Genomic DNA, 18,402 nt, shown 5'->3' with positions numbered 1-18,402 from the left:
AAAAAACAGGTCGTGCGCTTGTACGGCCATACCCTTAAGTATCGTTATAGTGCATTTATCCAGTTGATCAAGAGTTGGGGAAATATACCAAATACAAGTAAAGCCCCAGTCAGAATAATTAATAGTAAATTCCCGGAGGTGGCGATTTGCACGCTTCCACTGGGTTCTTCGGTAACTATATTATCTCTTTGTACCATGATCAGTAGAAGGCGCAAGTAGTAAAATAGCCCCAGTGCACTACCAATAACTACACTTGCTAGAAGTATCCACAATTGCCCCTCTATACCAGCGGTGAAAATATAAAACTTGCCAATAAAGCCAATAGTTAATGGGATACCGGCAAGGGATAAAAGCATTGCCGCCATGCAGCCGGCGAGCCAGGGGGAGCGCCATAAGAGCCCCCGATAAAAATCGCACTGATATGGATTTTCTGAATTTAGAGTGGGATTTTCAGGGTATTCACCGTTGAGAACTTTCTCTTCAACTGAATCTGCAATTAGACCTACCACGGCGAAGGCACCTAAGGTGGTAATGATGTAAGCTACAAGGTAATAGATAACAGCTTCGGTGCCAAAAGTGCTTTTGCCGATAATAAATGCGACTATCAGGTAGCCAATATGGCCTATGGAAGAGTAGGCTAATAGCCGCTTGATGTTAGTTTGCATTAGGGCCAGGAGATTCCCCACAAGCATACTGGCCACAGCCGCAATAGACAGCATATCAATAAGTACCTGGCTTTCATAAAGATCCAAAGTACTAAAAAAGCGCAATAGGAAGCCGATAACGGCACCTTTACCCACAGTGGCGATAAGCGCTGTAGTTGGTGTCGGAGCACCCTGGTAAACGTCTGGAGTCCAAATATGAAAAGGCACCAAGGATAATTTAAAGGCCACTGAAATTAATAGGAGAGTAACTCCGGTTGCAAACAAGGTGGAAGTTTGTGAAAGCTCCGTCATGTGGGATGCTATTCCACTAAAGCTTAAGGACCCGCTGGCGCTGTAGATCAGGGCGATGCCAAATAGCCCCAAAGCTGTGGATAAAGCGGATAGGAGCAAGTACTTAATTGCTGACTCTAGAGATTGCAGCTGCTCCTTTTGTGGGGAGAGGTCACCATTTACGGCAAATCCAAGCATGGGATATAAAGCCAGGCTGATCAGCTCGAGTCCGAGGAAGAAAGTAGCAAAATGGCTTGCGAAAACCAGGGTGGTGGCCCCTAGCATCGCCAGTAACAGGAGGATATAAAACTCCTCCGGATAACTGCCGGAATTTACTTTTGGGTTGCATCTCATGCGTAAGTAACTGTATCCCATGATACATACAGCAATTGCTGTCAGGAGTAACAAAAGGGCGAAGAATAGTGAGGTGTGGTCTACCAGTAACAGTCCAGTTACTTGGATAGAGCTGGCTCCAGTGGACAAGGTGCCAGCTACCCAGAAGCATGAAATGCCGGCGAGTACCAAAGTGATAATAGTGGTCGCTAGTGCTCCGACATGCCCTCGCCAGAATGATACCTGCAGCAAGAGAATGACAATTCCTGCACTTACTAACAATAGAGGTAGTATTCCAAAAAGTTCCTGTGCATTCATGGAGACTTATCCCCTGTTGAAATTAGGATTTCCTGGCGCTGCGATTGGGAGGACAGGAGGTTTTGATCTGGAGCCACTGCTTTAATCTCGGCTATTGCCTGGGTAACAGTGGGTTCAGAAATATTAAAAATTGGCTGTGGGCGCAGCCCTATCACAACTAAAAGTAGTGCGAGAGACAGCAGGGCACAGGATTCCCGGAGGCTGAGGTCAGCTGTATCTCCACTCTCTGAAGGTGATTCAAACTGATTTCTCAGTTTCCCGAAGAAAACCCTCTGCATCATTAACAATGCGTAAAGTGCAGCCCCAATCAGGCCGATAGCGGCGAGTGCGGTAATCCAATGGTTACTACGGAAACTGCCCACCAGTACAGTAAATTCAGCAACGAAGTTCCCCAGCCCCGGAAGTCCGAGAGAAGCGATTGCGAAGAATAGTGCTACTGCTGACAATTTCGGCAGGATGGCCCAGACTCCGCCCAGCTGTTGCATATCCCGTGTATGCAGTCGATGCTGCAATGCACCAACAAGTGCAAAAAGAGCTGCGGTGCTCAAGCCATGTGCAATCATCTGCATCACGGCACCTTGCACCGCGATGGTATCCAGTGCATAGAGACCGAGCAGTACAAATCCCATATGGCTGACACTCGAGTAAGCAACCAGCCTCTTCATATCTCTTTGTGCGAATGCCAACATGGCACCGTAGATAACACTGATTGCGCCAATAGTCATAGCTACCGGGGCGAATGCCATAGAACTCTCGGGAAACAATGGTAAGTTGAAGCGCAACAAGCCATAAGCCCCGGTTTTTAAGAGAATAGCTGCCAGTAGGATACTACCAGCGGTTGGAGCTTGGGTATGGGCATCTGGCAACCAGGTATGAAATGGCAATGCCGGTAATTTCACAATAAAGGCGATAAAGAAACCGAGCATCAGCCAGTAGGCGGCATTGGCTGTAAGTTCTGCGCCGAGCAACTCGTTGTAGTTGAAAGTAAGCTGACCGGAGTTCCTATAGTGGATATAAGCCAATCCAACTATAGCGATAAGCATCAACAAGCTACTAGCTTGGGTAAAAATAAAAAACTTAATGGCGGCATAGATTCGCTTTTCATAACCCCATACAGCAATTAAAAAAAGCATGGGAATCAGCATGACTTCCCAGAAGAAAAAGAATAAAAAAAGATCAATAGCCGTAAAAACTCCTACAACTCCAGCAAGTGTCCAAAGAAAATTAAAATAAAAAAATCCACGACGAAAATTAATATCGTTCCAGGTCATGACCAGTCCAAAGATACCCATCGCTATCGTCAGGGTAAGCATCAGGAAACTCAGGCCATCAACTGCGAGATGAAAACTAATACCAAACCTGGGAATCCAGGCTGCTTGTAAGCTGTCCCACCATGGTCCACCTGACACTGATTGTGGAGTACCCAGATAAGACCAATAATTAACAAGAAGTAGCGCTGCTAATAAGAGGCTGACCAAGCTAATCCAGCGCCCACCCTTTTGAAGATAGCGCTCAGAGAGCCAGGCAATAATACCTCCCGCAAATAGAATAATTATGATTGCCAGTAATGTCATAGGGCCACCAAGAGAGCGAGGAACAGAATGGAACCAGCTGCGAAAGTTGCCAGATACCAGCGTACCTGGCCATTTTGGGAAGAGCTGAGCAGGCTATTCAGTTGTTGGCTGAATGCCGCGGTGCCTTTATATATGCTATCGATTATGTCCTTGTGATTTAGACGTGCCAGGTTTCTAAATGGTTTGGCCAAAAGGTTTTCGTAAAGCCAGTCAAAACCCCAGCCGCTAAACCAAAATTGCATAATCGGAGAGCGCTTTTCGCCAATCTTTTGCTGCTGCCGAGAGAGTCCCCAAGCTATCACAAGCCCGATGAGTGGCATAGCAATGGCAATCCCCTCTACCCAGGCAGCTGGATGCTCCCATGTTTGTGTTCCAAATACTGACTGAAGTGGTGGCGCCAACATCCCACCAAAAAGCGCGAGCGTGGCGAGTATTGCCAAGGGCACACGCATTACTGTGTTATTGGCATCTTTGCAGTGGGATGAGGATGAACCTTCACTCCCTGCGAATACAAGGAAGAGAACCCGGAAACTATAAATTCCAGTGACCAGGGCACCTAAAATGCCGGCTAACCACAGACTGTTAAAACCGTCATGGAACTCCCATGCACGTAAAAGAATCTGGTCTTTACTATAAAACCCAGAAGTAAATGGCAGTGCCGCCAGGCAAGCGCATCCAATGGCGAAACAAATAAATGTAAATGGAATTCTTCGGTAGAGCCCACCCATGGTAAAAATATTCTGCTCATGATGCAGGCTTAGAATCACAGAGCCTGCAGAGAGAAATAGTAGTGCCTTGAAGAAGGCGTGGGTCATCAGGTGAAAGATGGCTCCAGACCAGGCACCTACGCCGAGTGCAAGGAACATATATCCAATCTGGCTGATTGTGGAATAGGCGAGTACACGCTTGATATCGCTTTGTGCAATAGCACTGAAGCCGGCCAGTAGCAGAGTTAGCGCGCCCACCACGGCAACAGCCGTCATTGCAGTCTCTGAGAGCATGTAGAGCGGATGCATACGGGCAATAAGGTAGACTCCAGCCGTCACCATTGTGGCCGCATGTATTAAGGCACTGACTGGTGTTGGGCCAGCCATGGCATCAGGTAGCCAAGTCTGCAGTGGTAGCTGGGCTGATTTACCAACTGCACCACCCAATAGCAACAGCGTGGCAACTGTGATTATTTGTGAATTTGCCCCGGAGCTATCTGCAGCGGAAATGAGTTGCGGGATATTGAGAGTGGAAAACTCAAAGAAAAGCAGAAACAGTCCAATGGCCATGGCGGTATCGCCAATGCGAGTGACGATAAATGCCTTTTGCGCAGCTGCGCCGTTGGCTGGATTTTTGTACCAGAATCCAATTAACAGATAGCTGCATAGACCGACTCCCTCCCAGCCCAAATAGAGTAAAACCAGATTGTCAGCCATTACCAGAATCAGCATGGCGCATACAAAGAGGTTCAGGTAGGCAAAGTAGCGGCGAAAATCTGGATCTTCACGCATATACCCTGCTGAGTAGAGGTGTATCAAAAATCCGACACCGGTAATAATCATCAGCATAACCAGCGTAAGCCAGTCTACATGAAAATTGAAACCCAGCTCCAAGTTATCTACCAGCATCCACTGCCAAAGGGCGATATTCACGACTTCCCCAGGGTTCTGCCAAAAGACAGTCGTCGCGACAATAGCGGTGAGTAGTGCGGAGATTCCGACACTGCCAACCCCGATAGCAGTGACAAATTTTTCTGAGGGTTCTTTTGAATAAAATAATGGGATAGCCACCAACAACAGGAAGCCAATAAGCGGTAGAAGTGGCACCCAGGCCAAAAGTCCCTGCATATTAACCTCTTAGTTCATTTAATTGGTCTATATCAACTGTGTGTTTGCGGTGGTAAAACTGGAGAACCAGCGCAAGAGCAATCGCTACCTCGGCCGCAGCAAGAGTAACCACAAAAACAAACATTACCTGGCCATCGGCATTTCCCCAGTGAGCACCGGCAACAACGAACATCAAAGCTGCGGCATTAGTGCATATTTCGACACACATCAACATAAAAATGATATTACGCCGCATCATTAATCCAGCAAGGCCCAGGCAGAAAAGGATCGATGCTAAAAGCACACCGGCCTCTAGCCCCGGTGCAGTCTCAAATGGCATTGTTTGAATCTCCCTGGTCAATTTTTCTGCGTCGTGCTAAATGAAAAGCACCGACCAAACCAGCGAGTAACAACATTGACGCCAGCTCTACCGCTAATACATAGTGGCTGAAAAGAGCAATTCCCACCTGTTTAGGGCCGATATAGTGAAAGGTCTGTGTAGATGATATCTGGCCACTACTGACCAATAGAATCAATTGAACCAGCAGGAGAGCAGATAGTATGGCAGGACCAACCCAGGTGGTGGGTTGGAGCCAGGCTTGTTCCTGCACAACCGTAGAGTCCCCTTGGTTGAGCATCATAATTACAAAAATAATCAGTACCATTATGGCGCCGGCATAAATGATCACTTCCAGCGCAGCTGCAAGAGGCGCACCGAACTGGTAAAAAATTACCGCTACGGCTAAAAGGGAAGTAACCAGGTAGAGCAGGGCATGCACGGCATTTTTATGAAAAATTACCATGATGGTAGAAATGATAGCGATCGCTGCAGTAAGGTAGAAAACAAAATTCATTCAAGCTCTCCCTCTCAAATTATTTTTATGTTTTCATTTGTAAGGCCACTTTCTCTGTAAGAAGGCCAGCTATATGACTGTTTCCTTACAGATTTAGACTCTTAATATTGATCGGTGCAGCTTCATTTTCAGCTTCACCTTTATCTTTCCCAGTGATGGCCTTACCGGCCACCTGATAAAAACTGTAATCGTGATACTTTCCAGGGCCGTTGATCAGAAGGTCTTCCTTCTCATAAACCATATTTTGTCGATCGTATTCGCACATCTCAAAGTCAGGAGTCAGCTGTATGGCATAGGTGGGACAAGCATCTTCACAGAGGCCACACATAATGCAGCGTGAGAAATTGATACGAAAATACTCCGGCCTCCAGCGTCCATCTGGGTCTTCGGTTTTCTGTAAAGATATGCAATCAGGGGGGCAGGCTACGGCACAGAGATTACAAGCCACACAGCGCTCATCGCCATTGGGGTCACGAGTGAGAATGATACGGCCTCGATATCGTGGAGCCAGATACGGTTTTTGATCGGGGTACTGTACGGTGACATTACGCCGAAACAGGTGTTTGAAAACCAGCCACATACTGCGGAGTTGACTCGCGATCATGTATTTTCTCCAGCCAGTATTTCAGCAAAGAAGCTTGGGACTAGGCAGTCCATAACAATACCCCCGCGGTGACAAGTAAATTAATCAATGCCAATGGCAACATTACTTTCCAGCCAAACTTCATCAGCTGGTCATAACGTGGGCGTGGCAAAGAGGCTCGAAGCAAAATAAAAATTGCCACCAGGATTGCGGTCTTCAGACAAAACCAGATAATGGGCGGTAGCCATGGCCCATGCCAACCACCTAGGAAAAGGGTCGTAATTAAAGCTGAGATAAGAATTACGGCCAGGTATTCGCCTACAAAGAACATACCAAATTTCATACCGGAGTACTCGGTATGAAAGCCGGCAGTGAGCTCGTGTTCCGCTTCGGGTAGATCGAACGGGGTTCTCCGGCTCTCTGCAATACCGGCAATGAAGAACACAATAAAGCCGACAAATTGGGGCACGATAAACCAGCGTTCGGCTTGGGCGTTGACAATATCCCGCAGGTTAAAGCTGCCGGACATCATAACTACACCCATCAGGCTCAAACCCATAAAGACTTCATAGGAGACCGTCTGTGCTGCGGCACGTAACCCCCCGAGAAGGGCATATTTATTATTGGAGGCATATCCCCCAAGGATAATGCTGTACACCGCAATAGAGCTCATCGCCAGTACAAATAGTAAGCCAATATTAAGGTCCACCACGCCAATACCCGGGGACATTGGCACCACAGCGAAAGCAATCAGCATGGTGGCCATCACAACTGTTGGCGCCAGTACAAAGACCGGAATATCTGCAAAGCGCGGGATGAAGTCTTCTTTAAAGAAAAGTTTAATCATGTCGGCAAGCACCTGAAGGGTACCGAAAGGACCTACGCGATTAGGCCCGGGTCTGTCCTGCCAAAAACCGAGTAGACGCCGTTCACCCCAGGTTAAAACTGCCGCGAGTATTACCGTGGCAATTAATACCCCGAAGATATTCAGCAGTGTTATCCAGATCGGTGTGCTCATTGCTCAATCAGTCCTCGGTTATTGCGGGGGCTTCTGCCGGCCGCAGTGACGCGTATCCAGGTAGGAGGGGAGATAAGGTTTCAAAATCTGGCAAACCATACGGTATACCCACAGTGCCAGAGGGAATTGTGGGGCTTATACGGACTTCTGCACGGTATGTCCCGCAGCTGGTCTCCAATTCAATCAATTCCCGTTGATGAATGTCGAAGGCTTTAGCATCTATATGGTTAACCATTACAAAAGGCGCCTCAATGACCTCGGAAATACCCATTGCCTGGTTACTAAGCTCTTCGGAACCAAATAGCCGATATAGCGGTAACATTTGTACATGGCTGGGATCAGCAGCCACTTCTGGAGGTGTGCTAGGTGCGGGCCATTCCGGCATAACCCGCTGAGGCCGTTCAATCCTGATGCCCGAGGGCCCGCCTCTGCGTTCACCACCAACCTCCTCTTGGAACTTGAATATCGATTGGTTGGAGTTCCACCCGGGCGACCAGATATTGGCTTGCAGCGGGGATCTGTTGGGATTGTGGATTCCCTCCATGCTGAAACTCATCGGAGCATCAGGGTCCTGAAGTGGAGGATTCTCTGAAACCTGTTTCTCCGCGTGTATTGCTGTGCGTCCACTGTAGCGGGCGCTTTGGCGCGCTACTTTTAGGCCATCAATACGGAAATCTTCATCGGGCCCGAGCGAGTCGAGAGCCTTAAGTACCGGAAATTCCCGTGCAATCGCATCGCTGAGGTCTGTGCTGTGCTGCCATTCGGCAATCGCTGACAGGTTAGCGGGTTTCTCTGTACAGAAATTTACCGCATCCATCAGCCAGCGCCAGCTTTCCTGGATAAATCCCTTGCCCTCGTAGACAGCATAGAAGCGCTGGGCCAATCCGTTATTATTGATAAATGTACCCTGGGATTCCGCAGTTGCCGAAGCTGGAAAAATCCAGTCTGCGCGCTTGGAAGTAGGGTTAAGAAGAGTATCCAGCAGGATAATTTCGTCAGCTTGTGAAAGTAATTGCTCGAGGGACTTCTTATCCAGGCGTCGATAGAGGTCATTCTCAAGAATCATCAGGGATGTAGGGATTTGATTGTCAGTATTTTTTTTCAGGCGTTCGAGCAACTCGTCAAGATTCCCTTTTCCATCATTAAAAAATTGGATAAGTCCTAAACTGTTGACCTCATCGCAGGCCAAATAGAGCATGGTAGGTTGTTTTTTGTAATCGCTTAACGCTGTGGCAACTTGGGCTGCGCTTTTGAGTGTATCAGCGTGTTTGCTCGATGTTCCCGAGATGATTAATGGCTTGCTGGCACCGCGAAGTATTTCGGCTGTATGAGTAATCAATTCAAGTAGTGATGGTTCAAGGTCTGGAGACAGGCTTGTGGGATCAGAAATTGCCAAGGCGAGGTTACAGGCGAATGAAGCAACTTTTTCAGGTGATTCAAATAATGTATTAGAGGTTATTTTCTCTAAATTACTCAACTCTGTTCCAGCAAAAATAATCGGACTGTAATCTCCCTCCAGTTGCCTTACAGAGGAATCTTGCCACAGTGGAATTTTCAGTGATTTTGCTTGCTGTTTCTGCCGATTGCGTGCGGCCTGGCGAACAGCTACGGAAATACGTGGTGCGGTATTGTATATATCCTCACCGAGAATCAGTATCGCATCGGCATTCTCAATTTCCGGTGTAGAGGGGCTTTGAATTCGATCATCTTGCTGGATGGTGCTCACCAGATGCAGAAGTTCCTGATCTCTTTGACTCAGGCCTGAGTAAAAATTACCAGAACCTACCAGTTTTCGCAGTGCGTAGTTATTTTCCAAAGAAGTGCGTGGAGATCCAATTCCAATCAGGTTTCTCTTACCTTGATTGGCCATTGCTATTTGTTCCGCCAAATGGAGGACCGCCTCTTGAGGGTTTATTTCCCGATGCAGACGGTCGCCTTTTTCCGCCGTAGAACTGATTACGTCCTCTTGGCGAACAGAGAGCACTTTTTGGATACGAGTGGCACTGTTAATATATTCGTAACCAAAGCGCCCCCGGTCACAAAGGAAATAGCCATTGATATCGTGGTGATAAAGGTTGGTGATCCGTCTCAATATCGGCTCATTGCTGTTGCCGGATTCCCTGGCTCCCGGTGCAGTGTTACAGCCCACAGCACAATGCTCACAAACAGATGGAGCTGTCTGCAAATCCCACTTGCGCACAAAGTGCGAGCTGAAGGTTTTATCGGTAAATACGCCAGTTGGGCAGACCTCGACTAAATTTCCGCTGAAGCCATTTTCAAGCCTTCCCTCTTCCTGGCGGCCGAAATAGACCTGGTGATTTCTTCCAAGTGCTTGTAGGTCTTCTCCACCGGCGTAATCATTGTAAAACCTGACACAGCGATAACAGGTTATACAGCGATTCATTTCATGGTTAATAAAAGGGCCCAGATATTGGTTGCGATGGGTGCGCTTGGTGCCCCGGTAACGTCGCATGGTATGGCCAGACATTTCTGTCATGTCCTGGAGATGGCACTCTCCACCCTCTTCACAGACCGGGCAATCGTGTGGGTGGTTGGTCATCAGGTCTTCGATAATACTGCCGCGAAACTCCTCCGCCACCTCATCCTTGACGCTATAAATACCGCCGTCACGGATAGGTGTCATACAACTCATAATCAGGCGGCCATGCTGGTCTTCACTATCTTTATATTCCATCATGGCGCATTGCCGGCAAGCGCCCACTGAACCCATTTCCGGGTGCCAACAAAAGTACGGCACATTGAGCCCCAGTGTCAGGCAGGTGCTGAGCAGGTTCTGCTCTCCGTCGACTTGGTATTTTTCACCGTCAATAGTGATGGTTGGCATCGCTAGTCCATTATTGTTGTATCGATATCAATTCAATTACTGATCTGATAGTGGCCTCTGCTGATGATATAAATTGAATTTATTCATAGGGGCAGCAATGGTTTTCTATGTGGTCGATAAAATCCTGCTCGAATAGTTTCAATGCACTTTGCAGTGGTTCGGCAGCCCCTGGAGCAAGAGCGCAAAATGTCTTACCGGGGCCAATACGCTGGCACTGCTCGCGCAGCAGATCTAAGTCTTCCGGTAAACCTTCGCCGTCCTCTATTCGTTGCAGTATTTTTACAACCCAGGGCAGGCCATCCCGACAGGGGGTACACCAGCCGCAAGATTCACGGGCAAAGAACTGGGAGAGGTTCAGTACCAATCCCACAGGACAAGTCTGATTGTCCAGAACAATGATTGTGCCTGTACCCATACGGCTTCCGGCTTTACCGATGACGTCATAATCCATCGGTAGGTCCAGATGCTCAGGCCCCAGAAAGTCCGTGGAGCCACCGCCAGGCAGGAATCCCCTTAGCTCCAGTCCATCCTGCATGCCACCAGCATGTTTCTCGATTATTTCCCGGATAGGAGTGCCCATTGGAAGCTCCCATGTGCCGGGGTTGTTTACTTTACCGCTGACCCCGAAAACTTTGCTTCCAGCATCCTCTCCTCGCCCTAGGCCTCGGTACCAGTCAACTCCAAGCTCAATCAGGTGGGGGATATTGCAGAAGGTCTCCACATTATTGACCACTGTGGGTTTACCCCACAGTCCGCTCACCTGGGGGAAAGGCGGCTTTGCTCTAGGAATAGCACGACGTCCTTCCAACGCATTTAACAATGCGGTTTCTTCGCCACAGATGTAATTACCCGCACTGCGGTGTACGAAGATTTCCAGGCTAAATTTGCTATCAAAAATATTACTGCCAAGAAAACCTTGCTCCCTGGCTTCTGCGATCGCGTTTTCCAGGCGTTCGGCAGCTAAATGGTATTCACCGCGAATAAAGATGTAACCAATAGAAGCACCTATGGCATAGGCGGCTATTGCCATACCTTCCAAAAGCAGGTGAGGATCGCGCTCCATAAGCAGGCGGTCCTTGAAGGTGCCAGGTTCCATCTCATCTGCATTGCAGACAATAAATTTTTGTTCGGGAGATCCTTCACCCCTGGGAACGAAACTCCATTTCAGGCCCGTATTAAATCCCGCGCCTCCACGGCCGCGAAGCCCACCATCCTTTACTTGCTCAATAATTTTATCCGGGGCCATGGTGTGAGCTTTACGCCAACCCCTATAGCCGCCATTTTCCAGGTAGCGTCCAAGATCCGCGGCGACATTTTGGTCGGTGACATTTTTAGTCAGGGGATTTATCAGCATGGTATTTTTTCTTTTTATCAATGAGATCGTCGATGGCCGATTCATCGAGATTACGGTGCATTTCTTCACCCAGCATCAGAACCGGTGCTTTGTCGCAATCCCCCAGGCAAGGCGTTTCCAATAAAGTGAAGATACCATCTGCGGAAGTTTGTCCCGGTTCTATAGCCAGGGTTTCAGTAATGTGTTTTTGCAGACGGTCACAGCCCATAACCCAGCAACTTGCGCTCTTACAAAGATAGATAACTTCCTTTCCCACAGGCTGGCGGAAAATAAGTTGAAAATAGGTAGCTACACTTTCCAGCTCAGCAACGGGGATATCCAAGTAATTGGAGATAGCCTGAATAGTATCGTCAGAAATCCAGCGGCGATGCTTTTGTACAATTCTGAGGGCCTCCAGCCCCACAGAGGATTTGTTCTCGTAGTGAGAAGCCTCCCGATCAATTTCCTCTTTTTCCTCGGCTGTGAGAGGCCCGGAAAATTTGTCTGAATCCCTATTGCTATGCTCCATTACTTCGATTGGTTCCGGTTCTAGTAAGCTGGACATATATGCATCCTCAGGCGAAATCGCAGAGGCATATGTGATTCACCTGTGTTGCACATGAACACTGTGGCACTGGCGAATAGAAATTTCCTACGCACTGGTCTCCTCCGCTGCGATGCGACCTGAGGCCGCGTATTTATTATTTACCTATCTACATCAGCCATAACAAAATCAATACTGGCAATAATTGCGATCAAGTCGGCAATTAGCAGCCCCCTAGACATCAGTGGAATCATCTGCAGATGCGGAAATGAGGGGGTGCGAATTCTGGTGCGATATGACGTAGTGCCGCCGTCACTGATAATTTGGTAACTATTCAGCCCTTTCGTCGCTTCTATTGGGAAACATACTTCCCCGGCAGGCATTACCGGCCCCCAGCTGTTATTAACAAAATGCTGGATAAGAGTTTCGATATCCTGCATGGTTCGCCCTTTGCGAGGGGGCGTGGTCAAGGGATGATCGGATTTATAGGGTCCTGAGGGCATATTCTCCAGGCACTGGCGAATTATTCTCAGGCTCTGCCACATTTCATCCACTCGCACCCGGCAGCGATCAAAACAATCCCCGCCATCGTAAGTGGGAATATCAAATTCGAATTGATCGTAGCCGCTGTAGGGTCTTTTTTTACGCAGATCCCACTCCAGACCTGTAGCGCGCAAGCCTGGCCCGGTCACGCCCCACTCCATGGCTTCTGCGGTATTGTAGACGCCGATGCCCCTGGAGCGACGTTGTAACAATTTATTCTTGATAACCATGCCATCGTAGTCGCGCAGACGTGCGGGCATATAGTCGAGAAATTCCCGCACCATCTTGTCCCAGCCTTCAGGTAAATCCTGTGCAACACCACCAATGCGGAACCAGGCCGGGTGCATGCGCCCGCCAGTGATTGCTTCTACGATGCCAAATAATTTTTCACGATCAATGAACATATAAAAGACGGGAGACATCTGTCCCACGTCCTGGGCGAATGTGCCGAAAAATACCAAATGGCTGGAGATGCGGAAAAATTCGCACATCATTACCCGAATGACCTGGGCACGTTCGGGAACCTGAATTCCAGCCAGTTGCTCAAGGGCCAATACGTAGGGCAGGTTATTCATAACCCCACCTAGGTAATCGATGCGGTCTGTGTATGGCACATAAGTGTGCCAAGCCTGGCGCTCCGCCATTTTCTCCGCACCGCGATGGTGATAACCAATATCCGGCACGGCATCCACGATTTGTTCGCCGTCTAGTTGCAATGCTACGCGGAAAACGCCGTGGACACTGGGATGGTTTGGCCCCAGGTTGAGGAACATGAACTCTGAATCCTCATTATGGCGAGCCATCCCCCAATCTTCTGGGCGAAACAGCAGGGCTTCCTGCTCACGGCGCTCCTTCTCCTCGGATAATGAGAAGGGGTCCACCTCTGTAGCGCGAGCGTGATGATCTTTCCGTAATGGGTGACCTTTCCAGGTTGTCGGCATCATAATACGCTGCAAGTGCGGGTGGCCGTTAAAGTGGATTCCGAAAAGGTCCCATACTTCCCGTTCATACCAATTAGCGTTTTCCCAGATACTGGTAATCGATGGCGCGGACAAATGAGATTCAGGGAGTGCGATCTTAATACGAATAAACAAGTTACGGCTAAAAGAAAGCAGCTGGTAAATAAGGGTGAAATCACTGGCTGGTTGCTTTTCCGGACCCTCCCCACGATTAACCCGCAAGCGCTCATCAATAGCGCTGAGGTCGTACAGCATGGCAAAGGGGCGGGAAATATCCTGTTTGAGAAAGCTTAATAGCGGTATTAGGGATTCGGTATCGACCCACAGCGTGGGCATGTCATTGCTGTCAGATTGCAGCCAATAATTATGCCGTTGATATTCACGGTTCAGGTCTTGCAAGAAAGCCCGGGCTTCTTTGCTATAGGGAGTCTCGCTGTGGACACTTTTTGCTATGACGCCTGTCATCGGGCATTCCGTTGTTATTGTGTTGTCTGTCAGCGGCAACAGTGTGGCTATACAGTATCTGGTGAGCGCAAAACATCTGCGCGCATGCGCTCCTCACGGTGCAGGTCACGTTGGCTTTGTTTAGGGATTTTCCTCGTACCCTGCTCATCTACCACCCAGCTAAAGCTGCGTCTCTCTGCGGCAACTGATTTTTGTAAAAGAGTAAGTCCCTGTAGCAGCGCTTCTGGTCGGGGTGGACAGCCCGGTACATACACATCTACCGGAAGGAATTTATCCACACCCTGTACAACGCTATAAATATCGTACATTCCACCGGAGTTGGCGCAGGAACCCATGGAGATAACCCACCGAGGTTCAATCATCTGTTCGTACAGGCGCTGCACTACCGGAGCCATTTTCAAGAATACAGTTCCGGAAATCACAATAAGATCAGCTTGACGGGGTGTAGCGCGAATAACTTCTGCGCCGAAGCGAGAAATATCATGACGGCTGGTAAATGCGGTAGCCATTTCCACATAGCAACAGGAGAGTCCAAAATTAAATGGCCACAGTGAGTTTGAACGACCCCAAGCGACAAGCTCTTCCAGTTTTGCAAGCAGGATATTTTTCTTTAGATCTTCGGCTATTGCACCGTTTTCCGCTTGAGAAGAATCGGCGGCAATTACATCTTGGGCTTTGCTTAACTGCCAACGCATAGCATATTCCTATGAGTGTTTATTGATGATTTTCGCGATCAATCAGGCTCTTTTGATGGCCACCCCATTCCAGCGCACCCAGTCGCCAGAGGTATATCAGGCCCACCAGCAAGATCACAATAAACACGGTGGCTTCGATAAATCCAAGTAGTCCTGTTTCATAAAATGCAATAGACCAGCTAAACAGATAGATAGCTTCCAGGTCGAATACGATGAATAAAATGGCAACCAGATAATAGGCAACAGAAATACGTAATCGGGCACTACCTTGAGAAATAATGCCGGATTCAAAGGGCTCGTCGGTGGCGGGGTCTCTGCGCTTCTGGCCAAGGAAATAGGAAAGTCCCAGCATCAATACGATTAATGCAAGCACGGCCAGGCAGTAAACAATTAGTGGCCATACTTCCGGGTTGAACTCTTCTGGATAGTTCAACGTATTTCTCCCCGATTTTCTTCTGGGCCTGAGCCCGGGTTAACCACTGATACTGCGACGAAATTTACAGCGCAAAAATATTGAATGGGGATGCTTTCAGGCAAAATGAAAGCTGATTGAATAAGACGTTCTTATTCTCTGTTTATGGCTATATCTTGGGCGCTTCTATTATGGGCCCATACATATAACTGATCGTTCACTGTTTATAAATCGTTGCGCCACCAAGCGCCAGTACGGCCAAGGAACTTTTAATTCTTATATACCCCATTCTTATAAAAGGTGATTCTGTAAAAATAAGCGTCAGGTGGATTTTTGCGAAAATTGGGCAATAAAAAAGAGGGCTGAGCCCGATAGCCAGATGTTTAATGCGTTGTAGGGATGAATGTAACTCCCACCTTTGGATCAAAGGTTACTCATTTCCATCAGCTGCTGCTGTAGGCGCTCCTGGGCACTTTTCATGTGGGTGAGTTTATCTTTTTCCTTGGCGACAACTTCAACCGGTGCTTCTCGACAAACTTCGGGTTATTGAGCTTGCTTTCGACGCGAGGGAGATCTTTGGATAATTTTTCGATCTCTTTTTGCAAGTGTGTGCTTTCAGCTTTGATATCAATCAGACCGGCCATAGGCACCAACAGTTCCATATCGCCCACTACAGAGGAAGCCGCTAGCAAAACTACGAGCTGACGAACAGAAACATCCTATAAGGCTTAGCCAGGAGTTGAGGTGGCCCAGGACACCGAAACCATGTTGCCTAATGGGTAGAGTCAATGATGCAATTGTGTAGTGAAAGTTTACGTTCTCATCTGGGGGATCTGCTTAACTTGCCGCTATGAAGCAGTCAGTATGGCCGCTGACTCATAACTAGGCCTAACCTGATAGCCACCATCGCGGGGATAGACATAAGTGGTGAGATATAGCAGCGCCTCGGTCAGTAATGATCAAGGCGATTAAACAGAAGTCAGCCGATGGCATAGTAGCCAAATGCCAAGATGAATACCTTGATCATGGTGAAGGCCTAAACCCAAAATCCACGCGTTAAAAGACAGGGCTAGCCTACCGATATGTTTCCAGTCTGATAAAGTTGAAGTAGCGCACTGCCATGACACTTAAATCAAATGAAGAACTGCTCAAGGCTATCGTTGGGCAGAGATGTATTACGGGTAGGAAACTGCCCATGGTGGACACGTATGATGGGTAGTATGAGGGACGGTAGCCAGAAACTACCGGCTACCCGATTTAGATTTTTTTCTCGCTACGATGGAGAATATATGCCAATGATGCGGTGTACCATCTGTAGTTTCTCCTGAAAGGTCATGTTCAGTCCACTTTAATAGCTCAAAGTTACTGAAGCGTTTTCTTATCTTCGATTCATTCATAACCAGAGTATCACTCCAAAATGCTTCCTTATCATACTCAGGCCCAGCCATTGTATCTTTTGGCCCTAGGAATGAACCGCAAAAGATCCCGTCTTCTGGCAAAGAGTTAGTTATTTTCAACCAAACTGACTCAAAATCTTTTTCAGGACAAAAGAAAAGACTAGCATCAGCAACTACCAGTGAGGACTCAGGATAATTGAAAGTATTAAAAGTATCCCTGGATAGAATAACCTGCTCATCATCTTTGAATCGTTTACGACATCTAGATATGGATTCATTCTCGATATCAAAGGCATGAACTGTGAAATCATTACTGCGTAAATAAGCTATATCTGATCCTGCTCCACAGCCACAATCAACAGCAATCTTTCTTCCTTTTACTTCGCTAAGAGCAAAAATTAAATCTTCTCGAGTATCACTATGTTCTGTCGAGTCATAATAGTTGGAGATCTCTCTCGTTGACATTCCCTATCTCCGATGAGTAGAAATTCTAACGTCGCCAACAGCGGCCGAGCGTAGTGAGATCCAGGCCCGAAGGGGCGATGCTGTCTTTACTTGGTACGCCCAGCATGGGCGTAAACTAATGGGGCGAAAGTCCCCTGTAGAAAGATCAACATTTAATGCTAACTACTAGCGAATGGCAACTGCAACACCGCGCGCTCTTGTAGGGAGGAGGCTGCTAGCAAGACTATGAGCTGACGAACAGAAACATCTTCTAAGACCTAGCCAGGAGGTGCGGTGGCCAAGGACACCGAAGCCGGGTGATCTAACGGGTAGAGTCAATGATGCAGTTATGTAGTGAAATGTCACGCTCTTATTTGGGGAGATCTGTTTAGTTTGCTGCGGTGAAGCTGTCAGCGTGGCCGCTGACTCGGTAGTAGCGCACTGCCATGATACTCAACTCATATGAAGACCTGCTCGACACTATTGTTGGATGGAGATTCATTACGGATAGGGAACTGTCCATTGCAGGCTCGTACAATGGATGATGTGGGGATCGGTAGCTAGAAACTACCGGCTACCAGATTTAGGTACCGCGGCGTGCCCGCTTGTATTTTTCCTGATACTCACGGCGCTGCTTAGTAATTTCATACAGTACAATTCCGGAAGTTGTGCCTAGATTCAGGCTTTCAATCATTCCAAACATTGGAATGGATACGCAGAAATCACTGTTTTCTACTGCCAAATCGCTTATACCTCGAGATTCGTTACCAAACCATACGGCTAATTTCGGCTGCGTATAATCAGCCTCATGTAGTATAAAGTTGTCTTTTCCTTTTACATGAGGAGAGGTGACGATGGAGGTGAATCTATTATTGGCCAAGTGGGCTAAGCACTCCTCTGTACTGTCAAATCGCTTTACAAAACTCCATTTTATTGCAGACACAGACGGTTTTGAAAGTGATTTTCTCTCTCTCATTTCCTGCCAATCATCAGGCAGTGAGTTACGCGGATCAACGATATATGTTTTCTCTACACCTAAAGCATTGACGTTTCTAATAACTGTGCCAATATTTTTCATATCTATTGGACATTCGAGAACAGCAATTAGATTCTTACAACGGTATGGCTTAATTTCATCAGCTCTCTTTCGAGCTTCACTTTTCTCTAGTTCCATATTCTCGAAAATCTCAGATAGTTTGCTTGACGCCTGACGCTTAAAGCACCAGCAGCAAAACCAAAGCGGCGGTGGGGTGCCTTTATTTGGTACGCCCAGCATGGGCGTGAATTAATGGGGTGAAAGTCCCGTGTAGGTGGATCACCATTTAATGGGCTCCAT

Annotated in this window: 15 protein-coding genes and 1 pseudogene; all 16 read right to left on the bottom strand. The window is 47.8% G+C overall.

The features are described from left to right. Positions 1–44 precede the first annotated feature (44 nt). The 16 genes and pseudogenes from ACJJIP_RS15805 to ACJJIP_RS15730 all read right to left on the bottom strand — a co-directional run bounded on the left by ACJJIP_RS15805 (position 45) and on the right by ACJJIP_RS15730 (position 18,240). The gene (locus ACJJIP_RS15805; RefSeq protein ID WP_020412193.1) at positions 45–1,586 is read right to left on the bottom strand and encodes an NADH-quinone oxidoreductase subunit N; all 1,542 of its coding nucleotides are present in this window, start codon (positions 1,584–1,586) and stop codon (positions 45–47) included. Next, entirely contained in the window at positions 1,583–3,160 is a 1,578-nt protein-coding gene (gene nuoM / locus ACJJIP_RS15800; protein WP_020412194.1) for an NADH-quinone oxidoreductase subunit M, read from the bottom strand. The genes ACJJIP_RS15805 and nuoM overlap by 4 nt, the downstream gene beginning before the upstream one ends. Beyond that, positions 3,157–4,995, bottom strand: coding sequence for an NADH-quinone oxidoreductase subunit L (gene nuoL, locus ACJJIP_RS15795; RefSeq protein ID WP_282951443.1), 1,839 nt, complete (start codon positions 4,993–4,995; stop codon positions 3,157–3,159). The genes nuoM and nuoL overlap by 4 nt, the downstream gene beginning before the upstream one ends. A 1-nt stretch (position 4,996) precedes the next feature. After that, entirely contained in the window at positions 4,997–5,314 is a 318-nt protein-coding gene (nuoK, locus tag ACJJIP_RS15790; RefSeq protein WP_020412196.1) for an NADH-quinone oxidoreductase subunit NuoK, read from the bottom strand. Further along, positions 5,304–5,828, bottom strand: a complete 525-nt coding sequence (nuoJ, locus tag ACJJIP_RS15785; protein ID WP_020412197.1) for an NADH-quinone oxidoreductase subunit J — start codon at positions 5,826–5,828, stop codon at positions 5,304–5,306. Before nuoJ ends, nuoK begins: the two co-directional genes overlap by 11 nt. 85 nt (positions 5,829–5,913) lie before the next feature. Continuing rightward, positions 5,914–6,432 carry an NADH-quinone oxidoreductase subunit NuoI gene (gene nuoI, locus ACJJIP_RS15780; RefSeq protein ID WP_020412198.1) on the bottom strand — a complete coding sequence of 173 codons (519 nt, stop codon included), beginning with the start codon at positions 6,430–6,432 and terminating at the stop codon, positions 5,914–5,916. A 40-nt stretch (positions 6,433–6,472) separates the two neighbouring features. After that, the gene (gene nuoH / locus ACJJIP_RS15775) at positions 6,473–7,429 is read right to left on the bottom strand and encodes an NADH-quinone oxidoreductase subunit NuoH (protein WP_444902093.1); all 957 of its coding nucleotides are present in this window, start codon (positions 7,427–7,429) and stop codon (positions 6,473–6,475) included. Between the two features lie 7 nt (positions 7,430–7,436). Beyond that, positions 7,437–10,274 (bottom strand): NADH-quinone oxidoreductase subunit NuoG, encoded by a 2,838-nt coding sequence (gene nuoG, locus ACJJIP_RS15770; protein ID WP_444945550.1) that lies wholly within the window; start codon positions 10,272–10,274, stop codon positions 7,437–7,439. A gap of 79 nt (positions 10,275–10,353) precedes the next feature. Continuing rightward, entirely contained in the window at positions 10,354–11,628 is a 1,275-nt protein-coding gene (gene nuoF / locus ACJJIP_RS15765; RefSeq protein WP_444945549.1) for an NADH-quinone oxidoreductase subunit NuoF, read from the bottom strand. Continuing rightward, a complete protein-coding gene (gene nuoE / locus ACJJIP_RS15760) occupies positions 11,606–12,172 on the bottom strand; it encodes an NADH-quinone oxidoreductase subunit NuoE (protein ID WP_282951440.1) in 567 nt (188 codons plus the stop codon). Before nuoE ends, nuoF begins: the two co-directional genes overlap by 23 nt. 140 nt (positions 12,173–12,312) lie before the next feature. Beyond that, the gene (gene nuoC, locus ACJJIP_RS15755; RefSeq protein ID WP_444945548.1) at positions 12,313–14,118 is read right to left on the bottom strand and encodes an NADH-quinone oxidoreductase subunit C/D; all 1,806 of its coding nucleotides are present in this window, start codon (positions 14,116–14,118) and stop codon (positions 12,313–12,315) included. Positions 14,119–14,165: 47 nt separating this feature from the next. Next, positions 14,166–14,813 carry a NuoB/complex I 20 kDa subunit family protein gene (locus ACJJIP_RS15750; RefSeq protein ID WP_282951438.1) on the bottom strand — a complete coding sequence of 216 codons (648 nt, stop codon included), beginning with the start codon at positions 14,811–14,813 and terminating at the stop codon, positions 14,166–14,168. A gap of 19 nt (positions 14,814–14,832) precedes the next feature. Next, positions 14,833–15,246 carry an NADH-quinone oxidoreductase subunit A gene (gene ndhC, locus ACJJIP_RS15745; protein ID WP_020412205.1) on the bottom strand — a complete coding sequence of 138 codons (414 nt, stop codon included), beginning with the start codon at positions 15,244–15,246 and terminating at the stop codon, positions 14,833–14,835. Between the two features lie 402 nt (positions 15,247–15,648). After that, positions 15,649–15,869 (bottom strand): annotated as a pseudogene (locus ACJJIP_RS15740) (hypothetical protein). Positions 15,870–16,466: 597 nt separating this feature from the next. Further along, entirely contained in the window at positions 16,467–17,087 is a 621-nt protein-coding gene (locus tag ACJJIP_RS15735) for a class I SAM-dependent methyltransferase (RefSeq protein WP_444945547.1), read from the bottom strand. A gap of 562 nt (positions 17,088–17,649) precedes the next feature. Further along, complete coding sequence (locus tag ACJJIP_RS15730; RefSeq protein WP_353376861.1) at positions 17,650–18,240, bottom strand: TrmH family RNA methyltransferase; 591 nt, start codon at positions 18,238–18,240, stop codon at positions 17,650–17,652. Positions 18,241–18,402 lie beyond the last annotated feature (162 nt).

This window comes from Microbulbifer variabilis, assembly GCF_052467165.1.
This window is presented reverse-complemented; position numbering and strand designations above follow the sequence as displayed.

Excerpts from the sequence above, each read along its gene's own strand:
- ACJJIP_RS15805 (WP_020412193.1), bottom strand. The coding sequence starts at position 1,586 with ATGAATGCACAGGAACTTTTTGGAATACTACCTCTATTGTTAGTAAGT.
- nuoM (WP_020412194.1), bottom strand. The coding sequence starts at position 3,160 with ATGACATTACTGGCAATCATAATTATTCTATTTGCGGGAGGTATTATT.
- nuoL (WP_282951443.1), bottom strand. The coding sequence starts at position 4,995 with ATGCAGGGACTTTTGGCCTGGGTGCCACTTCTACCGCTTATTGGCTTC.
- nuoK (WP_020412196.1), bottom strand. The coding sequence starts at position 5,314 with ATGCCATTTGAGACTGCACCGGGGCTAGAGGCCGGTGTGCTTTTAGCA.
- nuoJ (WP_020412197.1), bottom strand. The coding sequence starts at position 5,828 with ATGAATTTTGTTTTCTACCTTACTGCAGCGATCGCTATCATTTCTACC.
- nuoI (WP_020412198.1), bottom strand. The coding sequence starts at position 6,432 with ATGATCGCGAGTCAACTCCGCAGTATGTGGCTGGTTTTCAAACACCTG.
- nuoH (WP_444902093.1), bottom strand. The coding sequence starts at position 7,429 with ATGAGCACACCGATCTGGATAACACTGCTGAATATCTTCGGGGTATTA.
- nuoG (WP_444945550.1), bottom strand. The coding sequence starts at position 10,274 with ATGCCAACCATCACTATTGACGGTGAAAAATACCAAGTCGACGGAGAG.
- nuoF (WP_444945549.1), bottom strand. The coding sequence starts at position 11,628 with ATGCTGATAAATCCCCTGACTAAAAATGTCACCGACCAAAATGTCGCC.
- nuoE (WP_282951440.1), bottom strand. The coding sequence starts at position 12,172 with ATGTCCAGCTTACTAGAACCGGAACCAATCGAAGTAATGGAGCATAGC.
- nuoC (WP_444945548.1), bottom strand. The coding sequence starts at position 14,118 with ATGACAGGCGTCATAGCAAAAAGTGTCCACAGCGAGACTCCCTATAGC.
- ACJJIP_RS15750 (WP_282951438.1), bottom strand. The coding sequence starts at position 14,813 with ATGCGTTGGCAGTTAAGCAAAGCCCAAGATGTAATTGCCGCCGATTCT.
- ACJJIP_RS15735 (WP_444945547.1), bottom strand. The coding sequence starts at position 17,087 with ATGTCAACGAGAGAGATCTCCAACTATTATGACTCGACAGAACATAGT.
- ACJJIP_RS15730 (WP_353376861.1), bottom strand. The coding sequence starts at position 18,240 with ATGGAACTAGAGAAAAGTGAAGCTCGAAAGAGAGCTGATGAAATTAAG.